This is a genomic window from Cognatundibacterium oligocarboniphilum (assembly GCF_013377855.1).
Classification (GTDB): domain Bacteria; phylum Pseudomonadota; class Gammaproteobacteria; order Burkholderiales; family Burkholderiaceae_D; genus Undibacterium; species Undibacterium oligocarboniphilum.
Genome location: NZ_JABXYJ010000003.1, coordinates 409,745 through 428,422, shown reverse-complemented (window position 1 = coordinate 428,422; position 18,678 = coordinate 409,745). Strand labels below are relative to the sequence as shown.

Here is an 18,678-nt window from a genome sequence, read left to right as displayed (position 1 = left end):
TGAGGGGAAGTAAGATGAATTACAACTGGAATTGGAATATTTTCTGGGAGACTGCACCGGATGGCGCAGGCACCTATATGGATTCTCTGATTGCCGGTATGTGGTGGACGCTGGCAACAGCGGCGCTGGCGTGGATCATCGCGCTGGTACTGGGCGCTGTGATCGGCACCATTCGCACCACACCAAATAAATGGGCTGTTAAATTCGCTAACGGCTATGTGGAACTGTTCCGCAATATTCCGTTGCTGGTACAAATGTTCTTATGGTATTTCGTGATGCCGGAACTGGTGCCAGCAGACATGGGCAACTGGCTCAAGGCATTGCCAAACGCACCGTTTATCACCGCCGTGCTGAGCCTCGGTTTCTTTACTTCGGCACGTGTTGCAGTACAGGTTTCGACGGGGATCAATGCGCTACCGCGCGGCCAGCGCATGGCAGGAACCGCGCTGGGGTTGACGCTGCCGCAGACATATCGCTATGTGCTGCTGCCGATGGCGTTCCGTATCATTATTCCATCACTGACCAACGAGGTGGCGGCGATTATCAAGAACAGTTCGGTGGCACTGACCATTGGTCTGATGGAATTGACTGCCAGCGCACGTTCCATGCAGGAATTTTCCTTTCAGGTATTTGAAGCCTTCACCGCAGCGACACTGATTTATCTGGCTGTCTCGGTGATCGCGATTGTGCTGGCGAATCTGCTGGAAAAATTCCTGGCTGTTCCTGGTTTCATCACTTCTGGCTCTGCCAAGACAGGGGGGCAATAATCATGTTTTCGAATTTCGATTTTGATGTGATCCAGCGTTCCTGGGTCTATCTGTTTACCACCGGAATGGCCTTTACGCTGAAGCTGACTTTCATATCGATGGTCGGCGGCACGGTTCTCGGCACGCTGCTGGCGATGATGCGTTTGTCCAGCAATAAGCTAATTTCCCTGGTGGCGACGACGTATGTGAATATCATGCGTTCGATTCCGCTGGTGATGGTGATTTTCTGGTTTTATTTTCTGATGCCTTACATCGGTGCCTGGCTGACCGGCGCAAGCGAGCCGATGCAGATCGGCGCACTGTCATCTTCGCTGATTACCTTCATCATGTTTGAGGCAGCGTATTACTGCGAGATCATGCGTTCGGGTATTCAGTCGATCCCGCGCGGACAGATCTGGGCCGGTTATGCGATCGGGATGAATTACTGGCAGACCATGGGTTATATCGTCTTACCGCAGGCATTCCGTAACATGCTGCCGGTGCTGCTGACGCAGACGATTGTTTTGTTTCAGGACGTTTCGCTGGTTTATGTCTTGTCGATCACCGATTTTGTCGGCGCGGCATCCAAAGTGGCGCAGCGCGATGGCCGTCTGGTCGAGATGTATTCATTTGTCGCGATTGTTTATTTCATCATGTGCTTTGGCTTGTCCAGCCTGGTGAAGAAATTGCAGCAGAAAGTCGCGATTATCCGCTAAACAGGCGCGGGACCGGCGCCACGGATGCGCCGGCTGCGCTGATATTTGCTACAGGATTTGGGAGATTCATATGATCAAAATTAATAATGTCAGTAAATGGTATGGTCAGTTTCAGGTGCTGACCGATTGCACCACCGAAGTCGCTAAAGGTGAAGTGGTCGTGGTGTGCGGTCCGTCGGGTTCGGGTAAGTCCACCCTGATTAAAACCGTCAATGGTCTGGAGCCGTTCCAGAAAGGTGAGATCACCGTGGAGGGAGTGTCGGTCGGTGATCCAAAAACTAATTTGTCCAAGCTGCGCGCCCGTATCGGCATGGTGTTCCAGAACTTTGAGTTGTTTCCGCATCTGTCGATTCGCCAGAATCTGACTTTGGGTCAGGTCAAGGTACTGGGTCGTTCCGAAGAAGAGGCGGCCGAGCGCGGCCTGAAATATCTGGATCGCGTTGGTCTGCTGGCGCATAAAGACAAATTCCCCGGACAACTCTCCGGCGGCCAGCAACAGCGTGTCGCCATCGCCCGCGCCTTGTCGATGGACCCGATTGCGATGCTGTTCGACGAGCCGACGTCTGCGCTTGACCCGGAAATGATTAACGAAGTGCTCGATGTCATGGTCGGGCTGGCGCAGGAAGGGATGACCATGATGGTGGTCACGCATGAAATGGGATTCGCCAAAAAAGTTGCCAACCGCATCGTGTTCATGGACAAAGGCTTGATTGTGGAAGACTGCGCCAAGGATGAGTTCTTCACCAATGCCCGCTCAGACCGGGCGCGGGATTTTCTCGCCAAGATCATTACGCACTGATCCTGATCGGACTGTGTATTCCAAACTGCCTGCCGGGTTCGCCGGCGGGCAGTTTTGCTTTGTGCCGGGTTATTCTGCTGCGTATCAGATGCAGATACTCCCATGAATAGATTAAAAATCTGTCTTGAAGCCCAGATAAAATAATGGGGCTTTAAATATACTCCAGGGGAGTATATTTTTATTCTTTCAGCAGTGTACGGGCAAAGGTAAAATATCAACTATCCGGTATTTGACCTTGAAAGTAACTATGCGTATGTCCCCGATTTCTTCCCTGACCATCACCCGCCCCGATGACTGGCATTTGCATCTGCGCGATGGCGCTGCTTTGTCCAGCGTTCTGCCGCATACGGCAGCACAATTTGCGCGCGCGATCGTGATGCCTAACCTGAAGCCACCCGTGACGACAACGGAGCAGGCCGCTGCCTATCGCCAGCGCATCCTCGCCGCTTTACCGGCAGGTATGCAGTTTGAACCGCTGATGACTCTGTACCTGACCGACAATACGCCGCCGGATGAAATCCGCCGAGCCAAAGACAGTGGTTTTGTGCATGCCGTCAAACTGTATCCGGCAGGGGCGACCACCAATTCCGATGCCGGCGTGACTGATCTGAAAAAATGCTACAAGACGCTGGAAGCCATGCAGGAAGTCGGGCTGCCGTTCCTGGTGCACGGCGAAGTGACGGATGCTGCAATCGATCTGTTTGACCGCGAAGCGGTCTTCATTGAGCGTGTGATGCAGCCGCTGCGCAAAGATATGCCGGAACTGCGCGTGGTGTTTGAACACATCACCACCAGCGAAGCCGCTGCGTATGTCGCTGAGGCTTCCGGCCCGGTGGCAGCAACCATCACCGCGCATCATCTGCTGTACAACCGCAACGAGATTTTTAAAGGCGGCATCCGCCCGCATTACTATTGCTTACCCGTCCTGAAGCGTGAAACGCACCGCCAGGCGTTGCTGAAGGCGGCTACTTCCGGCAGCCCTCGTTTCTTCCTCGGCACCGATTCCGCGCCGCATCCGAAAGGGTTGAAAGAACACGCCTGTGGCTGCGCCGGTTGCTACACCGCGCTGCATGCCATGGAACTCTATGCCGAAGCCTTCGATCAGGCGCAGGCACTGGATAAGCTGGAAGCGTTTGCCAGCTTCAACGGCCCGGATTTTTACCGCTTGCCACGTAACACCGGCACGGTCACGCTCAAGCGCGAAGCCTGGACTTTGCCCGCCGAATTACCGTTTGCCGACAGCACGATCGTGCCATTAAATGGCGGTGAAACTCTGCACTGGAAAATGCTGGCGGCCTAAGCAGCATGAACGGGCGATTTTTTGATCACATCACCTGGACTCAGCCCTGGTTTCAACCAGTGCGGGCTGCTGCGGCGTCTTTGCTGGAGGCAGATTCCTGGCGTGATGCGCTGAACCGGCAGGCAGCTATGCTGGCGCTGCACAATCACCGCGGACTGCCGCTGCGTTTCATTCCACAGGAAGCCTTGTCCGGAGGCGTCGCCTACGAAGCGCATATCAGTGCCAGTGGCGAGGTGCCGACCCGGGAAAATCTGCATGATTTTTTTAACGCTTTGGTCTGGCTGACTTTTCCCCGGATTAAACGCCAGCTTAACGCATTGCAGTCAGCCCAGATCGCGGCGCTTGGTATCGGTAAGTCACGCGGTCCGGCGCGCGACGCCGCCACGATTTTCGATGAAAATGCCGCCGTGCTGGCAGTGCAGGATACCGCCGCAGGCGATGTGCTGGTGCAGGCTTTGCAATCCCATGCCTGGCAGCAGGCATTTTTAGTGCAGCGGGAGCAGTTTGCGCAAATCGCCGAAGTGTGGAGCTTTGGCCATGCATTGATGGAAAAACTGGTGCACCCCTACAAAGCCATCACGGCGCACACCTGGCTGCTGCGGGTTCCTGCTACATACGCAACATTGTCGGCGACAGAAAAGCAAGACTATATCGACCATGCTGTCAGCCTGCAATTGCAGGAAGCACCGTTGACGACAGCCGCTTACTCGCCTTTGCCTGTGTTGGGTATTCCCGGCTGGTGGCCGCAGCAGGACAGCGCATTTTATGCCGATCAACAGGTATTTCGCCCGCGCCGCAGCACTACCTGATACCACCCGGCTTCGATGCCCTCAGCCTGCGTCCGCTATCTGATATGCCGTGCAGAAAGCGCCGCCATCGTCAGCCGCGTGACGTATTCAAGCCGTTCATTGCTTTGACGACAGTGTTTGTGCCAGCCGGATTTTTTGTGGGATGCGAAAGAGAATTTGAAGCAGAAAATCGGCTGATGCAGGAGTGAATGACATCACCGGCAGGGCGGGGCAGTCAGCCGCCCCGCAGCCAGTCATGTTATGGCATGGACATTAAGCCTGTGCTGTATTTTGCAGCAGTTGGAATAACTGATCCTTGAGATTGATACGCAATTTCTTGAGATTTTCCAATGCGGTATCCGCCATATGCTCCACCCCATTTTCTGCGCGGTTGATCGCCTTGTCCGCTTCATCATATTCACCGAATAATTTGGCGAAGTGCGCATCCTGCAATTTCAGAGCATGGATTTTATCTTTAAATTCAGGAAATTCCAGTGCTAAAGGATGATGATCTACTTGCATGTCTGCTCCAGTTAAAAAATGAAAACGTCTGCCTGTACTGATGGTATTCGTTTCACCCATTGATAACGTGATATAGATCAATTATTCGACCATCTCCAACACATCCTGCCAGCCGCTTACTGTCCGTTCAGCCGCAAGCTTTGCTGGCTGGCCGGATGCACTGTGCTGCGGTGTGTTGCCGGCAGCGTGAAGATGCTGACTGCCTGCGCTAAGGCCAACGCTTGTTCTTCCATGCTTTCTGCAGCGGCAGCGGCCTGTTCCACCAGCGCCGCATTTTGCTGGGTCATTTCATCCATCTGGGTAATCGCCAGATTCACCTGCTCAATGCCGGAACTCTGCTCCATGCTGGCGGCCGTGATTTCGCTCATGATGTCCGCCACGTGCTGCACGCTTTTGACGATCTCATCCATGGTTTGACCCGCATTGTCGACCAGCACGCCCCCCTGATCGACCTTGCTCACCGAGTCGTCGATCAGCTGTTTGATTTCTTTGGCTGCCGTGGCGCTGCGTTGCGCCAGATTGCGGACCTCGGATGCGACCACGGCAAAGCCGCGTCCCTGTTCTCCGGCGCGCGCTGCCTCTACGGCGGCATTCAGTGCCAGAATATTGGTCTGGAAGGCAATGCCGTCAATCACGCTGATGATATCGACAATCTTTTTGGAACTGCCTTTAATCGATCCCATGGTGGCTACGACTTCTTTCACCACATTCCCGCCCCGCACAGCGACCTGCGTGGCAGACACCACCAGCTGATTGGCCTGACGCGCATTGTCGGCATTTTGCCTGACTGTGCTGGTCAGTTCCTCCATGGAGCTGGCAGTTTCTTCCAGCGAACCGGCTTGCGATTCAGTACGACTGGACAGATCCGCATTGCCATGCGCAATTTCTTGGGAAGCGACGGTAATGGTTTCGGTTCCCTGCTTGATCTGGGTCACGGTTGCCAGCAGATTGTTTTGCATTTGCAGCAGCGAACGCAGCAAGTCACCGAGTTCATCCCGCCCCTCCGCATCCATGCTGGTGCTGAGATCGCTGTTAGCGATACGATCGGCAAATTCAGCTGCGTTCTTAATCGGACCGATAATACTGCGGGCGATCAGGAAGGCAGCGACACCGCCCAGTGCTAACGTCAGCATACCGATGATCAGCATGCTGGTCAGGGATTTTTTGTAATTGCTGTTGGAGGCGTCGTAAGTGATCTGCATGGCTTCATGCTGCTGCTTTGCCAGTTCAGATAATTCGTTCATCCATTTTTCATGCGGCGCCACAAACTCTGTTTGCAGCATGGCGGAGGCGTCGAAATAATTACCTTCAGCGACGAAATCGCGGATTTTTTTAGAGATCGTCAGGATAGCTGTCTTTTGATCCAGTGCCTGCTTCAGAGTCTTCTGACCCGCTGCATCATCGATGAGCTTTTTTGCCAGCATTTCGGATTTGTCATACAGCGCCAGTGTGGTTGCCAGATGCTTTGATTCCAGCTCAGCCTCGGCCAGATCACGCGGAGAACTCATTTTTCTCAGCACCAGCGCCAATGCACGTCCCTGCTCGCGCATCTCGGTGGCAGCATCCAGGCTGGCGACCTTATTCTGAAAAATATAATCGGTTGAGCCCTGTAGCTGATTCATTTTGTATAAACCGAGAATCAGCAAGACCGTTGCAAATAGCAACACAATGCCAAAGCCCAGCATCAGGCGGGTGCGAATCTTGAGATTAGTCAGGTAGTTCATGGTCAGTCTCTTTTCTTAAATACAGGGCATGCAAAACCGTACCGGCACCGCGGGTACACTGCCTGCGGCGCTCCGCTTAGCCAGGACAATCTTGAGTCGGTACTAAAATCATATCCGCCAGAATAGCTGCGACGGATTCGGATGACCGCATCGGGCTGGGGTGTTTAATCTTAGTGCAGAAATTTGCCTGTGGAATCATTTTTCTCAAAAATACCACTGTTATTTGTTCTGGTTTTCAGTAAAAAGAGATAGATAATTTTATTAAACGGATTTCAGAATTGATTTAATTTTCCATTTTTCAATCAATCCGGGAGATTGTTTAATCACAGGGCATGATTTGCGCCGGCCCGGATTGTCTGGTTGTACAGGTCAGAGCAATAAAAAAGGAAGCGCATGGCTTCCTTTGCGGGGTGGTGGAAACGTAGTTGCCGGCGGGTTTATTGTTCACGCAACCAGATCTGGCTGCGTCCCAGAAACGGAGTGCCGATGTAGCCGCGCACATTGAGTTTCTTATTGCTGTCGATCAGGGTCAGTTTACTGCTATATAGCTTGCCATTGCCCGGATCAAGGATTTTACCGCCATTGTATTCATCGCCATCTTTTTTCAGACCAAACAGAATTGTCATGCCGACGATAGGTTGGTCTTTATTCACGCCTTCGCACTTGTCGCACTTCGGGTTTTTATCGGCCTCGGGCTCAAGGAATAGTTTTTCAATTTTCCCCTGATATTCACCTCCAGTTTCCGTGATGCGGATCAGCGCTCTCGGTTTGCCGGATTTATCGTCAATATTTTTCCAGAGTCCGACCGGGGACTCATCCGCATGCGCGAAGGACGATAATGAAAAGGACAGGAGTAATGCAAAAAGCTGGAATTTTTTCATGGCCTCACCAATGTTAATTTATTTTATCCGGACCGTTTTCCCTGCGGTGCCGGCATGAAAAGCATTTTTTGCCGTCGAAGATTGTACGTGCCACAGTTGGCATGACGCACATTAATTTTAGAGCAATTACTTTAACATTGATGCTGATAAATTGACCATATCCAGAAGCGCCCCGGCACCACGATCTGTATCGGGACGATTTTCATGTACTGGTTTTATGCCGCGGGCAACTTGGCGAATTGTTCGCGTAATTTCGCCAGTGTGGCAGAGAAATTCGCCATTCTTTCTTTCTCTTGCGCTACCACCGCAGCTGGCGCACGCGCGACAAAGCTTTCATTGCCGAGCTTGGCTTCCGCCTTGCCGATTTCTGTTTCCAGACGCGTGATTTCTTTACCCAGACGTTCGCGTTCGGCAGCAACATCGATCTCGACTTTCAGCATCAGTTTTGATTCACCAACGATGGAGACCGGTGCGGGTGATTCCGGTAAGGCATCCAGCACCTGCACTTCAGACAGCTTGGCTAATGCCTGCAGATACGGTGCAAAAGATTGCAGACGCGCCCTGTCTTCTGCATTTGCTGCTTGCAACAGCAGAGGCACTCGCAGTGCCGGTGACAATTGCATTTCACCGCGCAGATTGCGGCAAGCGTCGGTCATGGCTTTCAGTGCATGCATCCATGTTTCGGCAGCTTCATTCACATTGGCTGCATTAAACATCGGATATGGCTGCACCATGATGGAATCGCCTGCCGGATTGAGTTGTTTTCCTGCCAGCGGTGCCACGGTTTGCCACAGCGCTTCTGTCACAAATGGAATAACGGGATGCGCCAATCGCAAAATTGCTTCCAGTACGCGCAGTAAGGTGCGGCGGGTGGCACGCTGTTGTGCTTCCGTACCTTGCTGTACCTGCACTTTGGCGACTTCCAGATACCAGTCGCAATATTCATCCCAGACGAATTTGTAAATCGCGGAAGCGATGTTATCGAAACGGTAGTCGGCAAAACCTTTTTCGATTTCTGCTTCAGCACGTTGCAGCGTCGAGATGATCCATTTGTCGGCTTGCGAATAATCGAGATCGGCGTCGGTCACGTCGGCACCGAAACCGCAATCTTTGCCCTCGGTATTCATCAGTACGAAGCGGGTCGCGTTCCACAGTTTGTTGCAGAAATTCCGGTAACCTTCACAGCGACCCAGATCGAAGTTGATATTACGACCGAGTGAAGCATAGCTCGCCATCGTGAAGCGCAATGCATCGGTGCCATACGCCGGAATACCGTCAGCAAATTCCTTGCGGGTGGCTTTTTCAATCGCTGTTGCCTGCTTAGGATTCATCAGGCCGACTGTGCGTTTGGCAACCAGATCATCAACGCTGATACCGTCGATCAGGTCGATAGGGTCGAGTGTATTCCCTTTCGATTTGGACATTTTCTGGCCGCTGGAATCGCGCACCAGACCATGCACATACACGGTGTTGAACGGTACCTTGCCGGTGAAGTGCGTGGTCATCATGACCATGCGTGCTACCCAGAAGAAAATGATGTCGAAACCAGTGACCAGCACGGAGGACGGGAGGAAGTGTTCGATGTCCGGTGTTTCTTCCGGCCAGCCCATGGTCGAGAACGGTACCAGTGCAGAAGAAAACCAGGTGTCGAGCACGTCGTCATCGCGCTTCAGTGCACCGGTATAGCCGGCGGCAGTGGCTTTGGCTTTGGCATCAGCCTCATTACGGGCGACAAAAATTTCACCGTTGTCGCCATACCAGGCCGGAATCTGATGTCCCCACCAGAGTTGACGCGAGATGCACCAGTCCTGGATGTTATTGAGCCACTGGTTGTAGGTATTGGTCCAGTTTTCTGGTACGAATCTGATTTCGCCGCTCGCGACTTTTTCGAGTGCAACTTCGGCAATCGATTTGCCCGGGAAATGCGTGCCTTCCGGTGCAGGTTTGCTCATCGCCATGAACCACTGATCGGTCAGCATCGGTTCAATCACAACGTTCGTACGGTCGCCACGCGGCACCATGAGTTTGTGCGGTTTAACGGATTCGAGTAAGTCCTGTGCATCCAGATCTGCCACGATTTGCTTACGTGCTACAAAACGATCCATGCCCTGATACACCGCCGGCGCGTTGTCATTGATCTTTGCATCCAGTGTCAGGATGCTGATTTTGTCGAGATTGTGGCGCTGACCAACGGCGTAATCGTTGAAGTCATGCGCTGGCGTGATTTTCACGCAACCGGTACCGAATTCTTTGTCGACATAGCTGTCGGCAATCACCGGGATTTCGCGCTCGGTCAGCGGCAGTTTCAACATCTTCCCGACCAGATGGATATAACGTTCATCGGTTGGATCAATAGCGACGGCAACGTCACCCAGCAAGGTTTCTGGACGGGTTGTGGCGACAACTAAGAAATTACGCTCTTCCCATTCGGTCGCATTGCCCGCTTCATCAAATGCGATCGGAAATTGATAGCTCGAATTATCCGCCAATGGATAGCGTATGTACCACATCGAGCCGTCTTCTTCCTCGGATATCACTTCCAGATCGGAGACCGCTGTACCCAGTACCGGATCCCAGTTGACCAGACGTTTGCCGCGATAGATCAGACCTTGCTCAACCAGACGCACGAAGACTTCGGTGACCGATTTGGAGCGCTCTGCATCCATCGTGAAATATTCACGGTCCCAGTCGGCGGATGCGCCCATGCGGCGCATCTGGCCAGTAATCGTGGAGCCGGATTTTTCTTTCCACTCCCAGACTTTTTCAAGGAATTTTTCACGACCGAGATCATGGCGCGAAATTTTTTGTGCGTCGAGCTGGCGCTCCACCACGATCTGTGTCGCGATACCGGCGTGATCGGTACCAGGTATCCAGGCAGTGTTGTAGCCACGCATACGATAGTAACGCGTCAGGCCGTCCATGATGGTCTGGTTGAACGCGTGGCCCATATGCAGCGTACCGGTCACATTCGGTGGCGGTAACTGGATAGAGAAGGAAGGTTTGCCATCATCCATACTGGCCGCGAAGTAGCCGCGTTTCTCCCACTCGGAGCGCCATTGTTGTTCGATTTCTGCCGGTTCGAAAGACTTCGCTAATTCCATGATTATCTGAAAGTTGAGTGTGCTAAACCTTTGATTATAAATGACAGCGCCACAGGATATGACGCTAACACTGGATTTCCTCTGGCTTTTGTCCGTGCTTATCAGAAGTTCTCTGTGGAAGTTTTGCTACTTGCTTTTCGTAAATTTCGACTTTTGCGCCAAAAATGCTTTTCTGTGGCGATAAAGTGTTACGATGGAAACTCACATTTACTTACTTTTCGTTGCATATTGATATCGATGACGAACCTCAGGACGTGGACTCTGACATCTTTGTATGTTTGCGGCGTGTTCGGGCTGTTGCTATCGGCATTTCCTGCACAAGCAGACGAAAAGGCGGATCTTGAACAGGTTTTCAGCATTCGAAAACTGTCCGACAGCGATAATACGGAAGCCTTAAAACGCCTGGAGTCGCTGAAGCAAAAGCAGACGGCCGCCACTTCGCCCAAGGTGCGTCTTGAGACACTCAAAGCGATGGTCAGCCTGTATTACGATGCAGGGCGGATACAGTCTGCACTCGACAGCATTGCCGAATTAAAAAAACTGGCGGAATCTGAGCGCGATCTGGATGGGGTAGCAATTGCCCGCATCATGGAATGCTACGCACTGATCGATGATGGCAAACCTGACGATGCGTTGAAAAATTTACTGCAGATCCGGACAGCACTACACAGCAATGCCAGCGCAGAAGTCCGCACGCGCTTGGAAAGCGCGTTGGGATCGGTCTATTATATTACCGGCAATTTTGAAGCTTCATTGCAGCATTATCTCGAAGCATTGCGGCTGACCGATGAACTGACTACGCGCAAAGTCGAAAGCCGTCTGTACAAGCTCGATGCCATCGCCAAGTTGTATACCAATATGAAAGATCCGGAAAAGGCGCTGGCAACGATTGATGAAGCCTTTTCCTTGTCGCCCTTGTCGCATTCACCGAAAACCCAGGCTTCGTTGAGCATCAGCCAGGGAATTGCCTTGTCGGCAATGCAGAGAAATCAGGAAGCAGTCGAAGCCTATAAACGCGCCCTGAAACTGGCGGGTGAAGCGGGATTGCCCACGATGGCCGTGACCAGCCTGATCAATATCAGTGATCATTACCTGATTATGAACCAGTACCGGCAGGCAGAAAATTATGCCAGACAGGGGTTGCAGAAGGCTGAAGCGCTGAAGGATAAGCAGTCAATCGCTATTGCCCGCGTGAACCTGGGGTTTGCGCTGGCAGGCCAGGGGAAAATTGCCCAGGGCGTTGAGCTGATTAATGAGGTGGTGCAATATTTTCTGGATTCTGACCAGAAAACCGATGCCGAATCCGTGCTGGGTGAGCTGGCTGCGATGTATGAACATGCCGGCTTATACAGGGAAGCCTTGCAAACCGTACGTCACCAGCAGAAACTCAGCCATGAACTATTCCGCTCGGATCGTGCCAAGGCCGTTGCTGTATTGCAAGAGCAATTCCATGCCGAGCAGCGCCAAAAGCAGATTGAGTTGCTGGCAAAGGAAAATGATCTGAAGGATGCGGATATCCGCAACCATCGCCTGCAACAGCTGGTCACAATACTGGGCGCAATCGTCACAGTATTGGTCGGATTGTTTCTTTTGTTGTTGTCCCGCCGGGTCAAACGGATCAATCAGCAGTTGCGTGAAGCTAATACCCAACTGGAATTCCACGCGGTGCGCGATCCATTGACCGGCTTGTATAACCGCCGCTCTTTCCTGGATATGATGAAAATGCGGCTGGCACAGGCAGAAGCCGAACGGCGCGATGTGCAGGAAAACAGCCCGGATTGCCTGATTTTGCTGGATATTGACCACTTTAAACAGATTAATGATGGACTGGGGCATGCTGCCGGTGATGCAGTGCTGATGGAAGTAGCGCACCGCCTGCGCAAAGCGGTGCGGGATACCGACATGGTGCTGCGCTGGGGCGGCGAGGAATTTCTGGTGTTTTCCCCCAAATCACATCCTGCCCAGACAGCTGGCCTGGTCGAACGTTTGCTGCACACGGTTGGCGGAGAGCCGATACTGGCTGGTGAAAAAGAAATCCAGGTCACGATGACGGCAGGTTTTATTTCGCTCCCATTTTCCGACGTACCGGAATCAGTGTTCGGTTGGGAAAAAGTGCTGCAGATCGCAGACATGGCCCTGTATCTGGGCAAGGCGAATGGCCGTAACCGCGCTTATGGCGTCTCGCACTTGCGGGTATCGGCAGACCTGGCATTGCCTGTTCTTGAAGCCGATCTGGCAGCCGCAATTGCCAACGGCATGGTGGAGCTGATCGAAGTTTCCGGCCCACCCAAGCTGGAAGTGGCGTTTGACAAAATGCCGCAATCGCATTGAGTCCGATACAGTTTTTCCGGAATTTTCTAATTAAACCGCTATAATGATGACATTCCATCACCCGGCAGAATGCTTGCCTGACGGTGGAAAATAATGCTAGGGGTCCTGTCCGCACTTGTGCGATGACGGGTGAGAAATACCCTCGANCCCGGCAGAATGCTTGCCTGACGGTGGAAAATAATGCTAGGGGTCCTGTCCGCACTTGTGCGATGACGGGTGAGAAATACCCTCGAACCTGATCTGGATAATGCCAGCGAAGGGAAGCTGCTAAAGACACTGTCACACCGCCCACCGCGATACGGCAACCATCTTTACAAACTCCTTTGCTGGCTCCTGCCAATATGCAAAGGAGCCAAAATGAATGCCAACCCACAATTTCTGTCCGCCACCGCGACAGTCGATGAGGCCGCGATACAGCCGCTGCCGAATTCCCGCAAAATCTATGTACAGGGAAGCCGCCCCGATATTCGCGTGCCGATGCGCGAAATCAGCCAGTCTGATACGCCCGCCATGTTCGGTTCGGAAAAAAATCCACCGATTTATGTCTATGACACTTCCGGTCCTTACACTGATCCTGATGTCAACATCGATATCCGTTCCGGCCTGGCATCGGTACGCGGAAACTGGATTGCCGAGAGAAACGATACCGAAGAACTGGCTGGCCCGACGTCTGAATATGGCATAGCACGGCTGAATGACCCCAAACTGGCGGAGCTGCGTTTTAACCTGAAACGCAAACCACGCCGCGCGCTGGCGGGCAAAAATGTGACGCAGATGCACTATGCGCGGCAAGGCATCATCACGCCGGAAATGGAATACATCGCGATTCGCGAAAACCTGCAACGCAAAGAATATCTGGAACAATTAAAAGCGTCCGGCACTATGGGCAACAAGCTGGCTGATCTGATGGGACGCCAGCATCCGGGACAGTCTTTCGGTGCGTCGATTCCGAACGAGATCACACCAGAATTCGTACGTTCCGAAATCGCCCGTGGCCGTGCGATTATTCCAGCGAACATCAATCATCCAGAAGTCGAACCGATGATCATAGGGCGTAATTTTTTGGTGAAAATTAACGCGAATATCGGTAACTCTGCCGTGACTTCATCCATTGGTGAAGAAGTCGAAAAAATGACCTGGGCGATACGCTGGGGCGGCGACAATGTGATGGATCTCTCGACCGGAAAGCACATCCACGAAACACGCGAATGGATCATCCGCAATTCGCCCGTACCGATCGGCACCGTGCCGATTTATCAGGCATTAGAAAAAGTGAATGGCAAAGCGGAAGACCTGACCTGGGAGATTTTCCGCGACACGCTGATTGAGCAAGCCGAGCAGGGCGTTGACTACTTCACGATCCACGCCGGCGTGCGTCTGCAATATGTGCCGCTGACAGCGAAACGCATGACAGGCATCGTGTCGCGCGGCGGCTCCATTATGGCGAAATGGTGTTTGGCGCATCATAAAGAAAGCTTCCTGTACGAGCATTTCGAAGACATCTGCGAGATCATGAAAGCCTATGATGTGTCATTCAGTCTCGGAGACGGTTTGCGTCCAGGTTCGATTTACGACGCCAATGATGAGGCGCAACTCGGTGAATTGAAAACGCTGGGCGAACTGACACAAATCGCCTGGAAGCATGATGTGCAAGTGATGATCGAAGGACCGGGTCATGTACCTATGCACCTGATCAAAGAAAATATGGACCTGCAACTCGAACAGTGCCACGAAGCACCGTTCTACACGCTGGGACCATTGACGACCGATATCGCGCCAGGTTACGACCACATCACTTCCGGCATTGGCGCAGCGCAAATCGGCTGGTATGGCACCGCCATGCTGTGCTACGTCACACCGAAAGAACATCTGGGTTTGCCGAATAAAGTGGACGTCAAAGACGGCATCATCACCTACAAAATTGCCGCGCATGCTGCCGATCTGGCGAAAGGTCATCCGGGTGCACAAATCCGCGACAACGCTTTGTCGAAAGCACGTTTTGAATTCCGTTGGGAAGATCAGTTCAACATCGGTCTTGACCCGGATAAAGCACGTGAATTCCACGATGAAACGCTGCCGAAAGATTCTGCCAAAGTCGCGCATTTCTGCTCGATGTGCGGTCCACATTTTTGCTCCATGAAAATCACTCAGGAAGTCCGTGATTACGCCGCGAATCAGGGTATCAGCGAGATCGATGCGTTGAAAAAAGGGATGGAAGTCAAGGCGGTGGAATTCATCAAATCCGGTGCTGAAATTTATAAAAAACAGTAAGCGATGATGACGATGGAAATCCAGTTAAACGGAGAGCCACATCAGCTCAGTCCGGCACAGAGGCTGACTGAGTTGATTGCAGAGCTGAAGTTGTCAGATAAAGCGATTGCGGTCGCGGTGAACCGGGAAATTATTCCACGTTCACGCTGGGCAGAACATGCTTTGCACGCGGGTGACAAAGTCGATGTGGTGCGCGCCATTGGCGGCGGCTGATGTGACGTGCGCCGTATTGGCCTGTGTTTTGACCTGTGTTTTGGTATGTGTTCACAGGCCAATGCAGAAAAACAGAAAAGGATTGGAACATGCAAACAGAAATAAGCGCAACAACAAGCGTAGATAGCGGCCTGACTATTGCCGGTAAAACCTACCGTTCACGCTTGTTGGTTGGCAGTGGAAAATATAAAGATTTAGAACAAACCAGATTTGCGACTGAAGCGGCCGGAGCGGAAATCATCACCGTGGCGATTCGTCGTGTGAATATCGGCCAGGACCCGAATGCGCCGAGTTTGCTCGATGTGGTACCGCCGTCGAAATACACCATTCTGCCGAATTCAGCCGGCTGCTATAACGCTGAAGATGCTGTCTATACTTTGCAGCTCGGACGCGAATTATTAGGTGGTCATAAGCTGTGCAAACTCGAAGTGCTGGGCGATGAAAAAACCTTGTTCCCGAATATGCCGGAAACCCTGAAAGCTGCGAAAACATTGGTGCAGGATGGTTTTGACGTGATGGTGTATTGCAGCGACGATCCGATACAGGCGCGTATGCTGGAAGACATCGGCTGCGTTGCAGTGATGCCGCTGGCGTCGTTAATTGGTTCCGGTATGGGCATACTGAATCCGTGGAATCTGTCGCTGATTATCGAACAGTCCAGGGTGCCGGTGCTGGTCGACGCCGGTGTTGGTACGGCGTCCGATGCTGCGATTGCGATGGAGCTCGGCTGCGATGGCGTACTGATGAATACCGCAATTGCCGGTGCCAAAGACCCGGTGCGCATGGCGCGCGCGATGGGGTTGGCGGTAGCGGCGGGGCGCGAGGCATTTTTAGCAGGACGTATGCCGCGTAAGTTTGCTGCGTCGCCATCTTCACCAATGGCAGGGCGTATCGTCTGATGGCAACGACGATCCCGCAACGTCCTTGTGTGCTGGTGTTTGCCGGACATGATCCCAGCGGCGGTGCGGGTATTCAGGCTGACATCGAAGCCATCGCCGCACAGGGCGCCCATGCCTTACCGGTCATCACCGCCTTAACCGTGCAGGACAACGATCATGCCTATGCGGTGCATGCGGTGGATGCGCAAATCATTCTGCAGCAGGCGATGACGCTGATGGCAAAAATCCCGGTCAGTGCGGTCAAGGTGGGTATCGTCGCACATACCAAGAATGCGATGGCGCTGGCGAGCCTGATCCAGAAAATGCAATTACAACAGCCGGATTTACCGGTGGTGGTGGACACCGTGCTCGGCAGCGGCAAGGGGGACAGTCTGTCGCTGGAGGATGCCGTTGTAGCGATACAGCCTCTGCTGAAAGTGGCGACACTGCTGACGCCGAATTTACCTGAACTGCAGCGCTTGTCTTCCTCTGCGGCAGACAGGACGGCGCAAATCGAAGAACTGATGCAGCAGGTATCGGCGGATATTCTGTTGAAAGGCGGGCATGGTACTGAGCAAGAGGTCATCAACCACTGGTACCGGCATGGACATTGGGAAATGCCGCAGACATGGCAGTGGCCGCGTTTGTCCGGTGAATTTCACGGCAGCGGCTGCACGCTGGCGGCGGCGATCGCAGGCCAGCTGGCATGCGGGCAAAGCATGGAGCACGCCCTGACCCTGGCGCAGGAATACACACAGTCGTGTCTGGCGCAGGCTTATCGCATTGCCGCGGGACAGCGGATTCCGCAACGCAGTCCGGCATCCGCGTGCCTGGCGGACGATAAAGTCACACTCAACATGCGTGACACTTGAAAGGATATCTATGACTTCCAGTTTGACAGGTCTGTATCTGGTAACCCCGGATTGGGATGATACGGCGCAGTTATTACAGGTGACGGAACAGGCGCTGCGGGGCGGCGTCCGGTTGCTGCAGTACCGGCATAAAACAGCGCCGGCTGCTTTGCAGTGGGAACAGGCGGTCGCTTTGCAGCAGCTGTGCCGGCAATATGCTTGCCCTTTTGTGATTAACGATCATCTGGCACTGTGTCAGGAGCTTGACGCCGACGGTGTGCATGTCGGGGCGACTGATGCCGGGGTGGCGCAGGCGCGGCGCACGCTGGGGCCGGATAAGATCGTCGGAGCATCTTGTTATGGCGACCTGGCGCTGGCGCTGGCGGCGCAGGCAGATGGTGCCAGCTATGTGGCATTCGGCGGATTTTATCCTTCCCGGGTCAAGCGTTATCCGGTGACGACGCCGGTCACGCTGCTGTCGGAAGCTACCGCGCAGATGCATTTGCCAAAAGTGGTGATCGGCGGCATGACAGCGACAAACGCAGTGCCGCTGGTGCAGGAAGGAGCGCAGATGGTGGCAGCCATCAGCAGCGTGTATCAGGCGCCTGATCCGCAACAGGCGGCACGCCAGTTTGCCATGTTGTTTTAATCTCCCGGAAATATTGGTGTGCGGAAACCACTTTGATATGTAGCAATAAACCGGGAAAAAGACCGGCGGGCAAAGGCTGGCACTAATAGAATCAGCATTCTGTTTGTTTGACCGGGAGCTGGTATGGATGCCACCATGATGAATGATCGCCGTGCGTTGGCAGGGCGGGTTGTGTCGCTGATTGATCTGACCAGCCTGAATGAAGATGATACGCCGGAACGTATTGTCAACTTGTGCGGGCAGGTGCAGACCGGTCAGATGTATGTGGCGGCTTTGTGTATTTATTCCCGTTTTATCGGTCTGGCACGCAAGCAGCTATCTCACGAACATGCTGATGCAGTGCGGATTGCAACGGTTTGTAATTTTCCGGATGGCATCCATGAAGTGGCAGCCGTTATCGCTGAAACGCAGACTGCTGTCATGCACGGAGCGGATGAAGTGGATGTGGTGTTCCCCTACCGCGCGCTGATGGCCGGCGATGCCTTAACCGGAGAGCGCCTGGTGCGCGCCTGTAAACAGGTTTGTGGCGACAGAGTTCTGAAGGTAATTCTGGAAACAGGCGTCCTGCAGTCGCCTGCGCTGATCCGGCAGGCGAGCGAAATTGCGATTCAGGCTGGCGCTGATTTCATTAAAACATCGACCGGAAAAGTGACGGTCAATGCCACTGCTGCAGCGGCAGAGATCATGTTGCAGGTGATTGCCGAGCAGGGTGGTCAATGTGGTTTCAAGGCCGCAGGAGGCATCCGCACGCTGGAGGATGCGGCAGTCTATCTGGCGTTGACCGACCGTATCATGGGGCCGTCCTGGGTGACGCCTTCGCATGTGCGCTTTGGCGCTTCCGGTTTGCTGGCGGATGTCAGCGCAGCGCTGGCAGACACACACCATACCCCGTCTTCTTCCTACTGACA

Annotated in this window: 16 protein-coding genes and 1 riboswitch; of the genes, 12 read left to right on the top strand and 4 right to left on the bottom strand. The window is 53.3% G+C overall.

Annotated features, from left to right (window positions below; all coding sequences use genetic code 11):
• The first annotated feature begins 14 nt into the window (after positions 1-14).
• The 5 genes from HV832_RS07300 (at position 15) to HV832_RS07280 (ending at position 4,370) form a co-directional block, all read left to right on the top strand.
• Complete coding sequence (locus HV832_RS07300) at positions 15-767, top strand: amino acid ABC transporter permease (RefSeq protein ID WP_176802884.1); 753 nt, start codon at positions 15-17, stop codon at positions 765-767.
• Positions 768-769: 2 nt separating this feature from the next.
• Positions 770-1,462, top strand: a complete 693-nt coding sequence (locus HV832_RS07295; RefSeq protein WP_176802883.1) for an amino acid ABC transporter permease — start codon at positions 770-772, stop codon at positions 1,460-1,462.
• Between the two features lie 70 nt (positions 1,463-1,532).
• Positions 1,533-2,261: an amino acid ABC transporter ATP-binding protein gene (locus HV832_RS07290; protein WP_176802882.1), complete on the top strand. Its 729-nt coding sequence runs from the start codon at positions 1,533-1,535 to the stop codon at positions 2,259-2,261.
• Between the two features lie 247 nt (positions 2,262-2,508).
• Entirely contained in the window at positions 2,509-3,561 is a 1,053-nt protein-coding gene (pyrC, locus tag HV832_RS07285; RefSeq protein ID WP_399310480.1) for a dihydroorotase, read from the top strand.
• A 5-nt stretch (positions 3,562-3,566) separates the two neighbouring features.
• Entirely contained in the window at positions 3,567-4,370 is an 804-nt protein-coding gene (locus tag HV832_RS07280; protein WP_176802881.1) for a DUF3025 domain-containing protein, read from the top strand.
• A 252-nt stretch (positions 4,371-4,622) separates the two neighbouring features.
• Here the strand turns inward: HV832_RS07280 and HV832_RS07275 are convergent, their stop codons facing one another.
• The 4 genes from HV832_RS07275 to HV832_RS07260 form a co-directional block, all read right to left on the bottom strand.
• Positions 4,623-4,931 carry an HP1242/YdcH family protein gene (locus HV832_RS07275; protein WP_223827219.1) on the bottom strand — a complete coding sequence of 103 codons (309 nt, stop codon included), beginning with the start codon at positions 4,929-4,931 and terminating at the stop codon, positions 4,623-4,625.
• Positions 4,932-4,987: 56 nt separating this feature from the next.
• Complete coding sequence (locus HV832_RS17470; RefSeq protein ID WP_176802880.1) at positions 4,988-6,595, bottom strand: methyl-accepting chemotaxis protein; 1,608 nt, start codon at positions 6,593-6,595, stop codon at positions 4,988-4,990.
• A 437-nt stretch (positions 6,596-7,032) separates the two neighbouring features.
• Positions 7,033-7,476, bottom strand: a complete 444-nt coding sequence (locus HV832_RS07265; protein WP_176802879.1) for a DUF2147 domain-containing protein — start codon at positions 7,474-7,476, stop codon at positions 7,033-7,035.
• A gap of 215 nt (positions 7,477-7,691) precedes the next feature.
• Positions 7,692-10,577, bottom strand: coding sequence for a valine--tRNA ligase (locus tag HV832_RS07260; RefSeq protein ID WP_176802878.1), 2,886 nt, complete (start codon positions 10,575-10,577; stop codon positions 7,692-7,694).
• A gap of 237 nt (positions 10,578-10,814) precedes the next feature.
• On the opposite strand from HV832_RS07260, the gene HV832_RS07255 reads away from it, so the two are divergent.
• The 7 genes from HV832_RS07255 to deoC all read left to right on the top strand — a co-directional run bounded on the left by HV832_RS07255 (position 10,815) and on the right by deoC (position 18,676).
• Positions 10,815-12,908 carry a tetratricopeptide repeat-containing diguanylate cyclase gene (locus HV832_RS07255; RefSeq protein ID WP_176802877.1) on the top strand — a complete coding sequence of 698 codons (2,094 nt, stop codon included), beginning with the start codon at positions 10,815-10,817 and terminating at the stop codon, positions 12,906-12,908.
• 175 nt (positions 12,909-13,083) lie between these two features.
• Positions 13,084-13,187: riboswitch (TPP riboswitch) on the top strand.
• Positions 13,188-13,265: 78 nt separating this feature from the next.
• The gene (gene thiC, locus HV832_RS07250) at positions 13,266-15,179 is read left to right on the top strand and encodes a phosphomethylpyrimidine synthase ThiC (RefSeq protein WP_176802876.1); all 1,914 of its coding nucleotides are present in this window, start codon (positions 13,266-13,268) and stop codon (positions 15,177-15,179) included.
• Between the two features lie 3 nt (positions 15,180-15,182).
• Positions 15,183-15,392, top strand: coding sequence for a sulfur carrier protein ThiS (gene thiS / locus HV832_RS07245; RefSeq protein WP_399310474.1), 210 nt, complete (start codon positions 15,183-15,185; stop codon positions 15,390-15,392).
• 89 nt (positions 15,393-15,481) lie between these two features.
• Positions 15,482-16,291, top strand: coding sequence for a thiazole synthase (locus tag HV832_RS07240; protein WP_176802875.1), 810 nt, complete (start codon positions 15,482-15,484; stop codon positions 16,289-16,291).
• Complete coding sequence (gene thiD, locus HV832_RS07235) at positions 16,291-17,142, top strand: bifunctional hydroxymethylpyrimidine kinase/phosphomethylpyrimidine kinase (protein WP_176802874.1); 852 nt, start codon at positions 16,291-16,293, stop codon at positions 17,140-17,142. Before HV832_RS07240 ends, thiD begins: the two co-directional genes overlap by 1 nt.
• A 10-nt stretch (positions 17,143-17,152) precedes the next feature.
• Complete coding sequence (gene thiE / locus HV832_RS07230; RefSeq protein WP_223827218.1) at positions 17,153-17,770, top strand: thiamine phosphate synthase; 618 nt, start codon at positions 17,153-17,155, stop codon at positions 17,768-17,770.
• A gap of 123 nt (positions 17,771-17,893) precedes the next feature.
• The gene (gene deoC, locus HV832_RS07225; protein ID WP_218131973.1) at positions 17,894-18,676 is read left to right on the top strand and encodes a deoxyribose-phosphate aldolase; all 783 of its coding nucleotides are present in this window, start codon (positions 17,894-17,896) and stop codon (positions 18,674-18,676) included.
• The last annotated feature ends 2 nt before the right edge of the window (positions 18,677-18,678 follow it).

Bases quoted from the DNA above. Each gene is read 5' to 3' on its own strand.
- HV832_RS07300 (WP_176802884.1), top strand. From the start codon at position 15: ATGAATTACAACTGGAATTGGAATATTTTCTGGGAGACTGCACCGGAT.
- HV832_RS07295 (WP_176802883.1), top strand. From the start codon at position 770: ATGTTTTCGAATTTCGATTTTGATGTGATCCAGCGTTCCTGGGTCTAT.
- HV832_RS07290 (WP_176802882.1), top strand. From the start codon at position 1,533: ATGATCAAAATTAATAATGTCAGTAAATGGTATGGTCAGTTTCAGGTG.
- pyrC (WP_399310480.1), top strand. From the start codon at position 2,509: ATGCGTATGTCCCCGATTTCTTCCCTGACCATCACCCGCCCCGATGAC.
- HV832_RS07280 (WP_176802881.1), top strand. From the start codon at position 3,567: ATGAACGGGCGATTTTTTGATCACATCACCTGGACTCAGCCCTGGTTT.
- HV832_RS07275 (WP_223827219.1), bottom strand. From the start codon at position 4,931: ATGGGTGAAACGAATACCATCAGTACAGGCAGACGTTTTCATTTTTTA.
- HV832_RS17470 (WP_176802880.1), bottom strand. From the start codon at position 6,595: ATGAACTACCTGACTAATCTCAAGATTCGCACCCGCCTGATGCTGGGC.
- HV832_RS07265 (WP_176802879.1), bottom strand. From the start codon at position 7,476: ATGAAAAAATTCCAGCTTTTTGCATTACTCCTGTCCTTTTCATTATCG.
- HV832_RS07260 (WP_176802878.1), bottom strand. From the start codon at position 10,577: ATGGAATTAGCGAAGTCTTTCGAACCGGCAGAAATCGAACAACAATGG.
- HV832_RS07255 (WP_176802877.1), top strand. From the start codon at position 10,815: ATGACGAACCTCAGGACGTGGACTCTGACATCTTTGTATGTTTGCGGC.
- thiC (WP_176802876.1), top strand. From the start codon at position 13,266: ATGAATGCCAACCCACAATTTCTGTCCGCCACCGCGACAGTCGATGAG.
- thiS (WP_399310474.1), top strand. From the start codon at position 15,183: ATGATGACGATGGAAATCCAGTTAAACGGAGAGCCACATCAGCTCAGT.
- HV832_RS07240 (WP_176802875.1), top strand. From the start codon at position 15,482: ATGCAAACAGAAATAAGCGCAACAACAAGCGTAGATAGCGGCCTGACT.
- thiD (WP_176802874.1), top strand. From the start codon at position 16,291: ATGGCAACGACGATCCCGCAACGTCCTTGTGTGCTGGTGTTTGCCGGA.
- thiE (WP_223827218.1), top strand. From the start codon at position 17,153: ATGACTTCCAGTTTGACAGGTCTGTATCTGGTAACCCCGGATTGGGAT.
- deoC (WP_218131973.1), top strand. From the start codon at position 17,894: ATGGATGCCACCATGATGAATGATCGCCGTGCGTTGGCAGGGCGGGTT.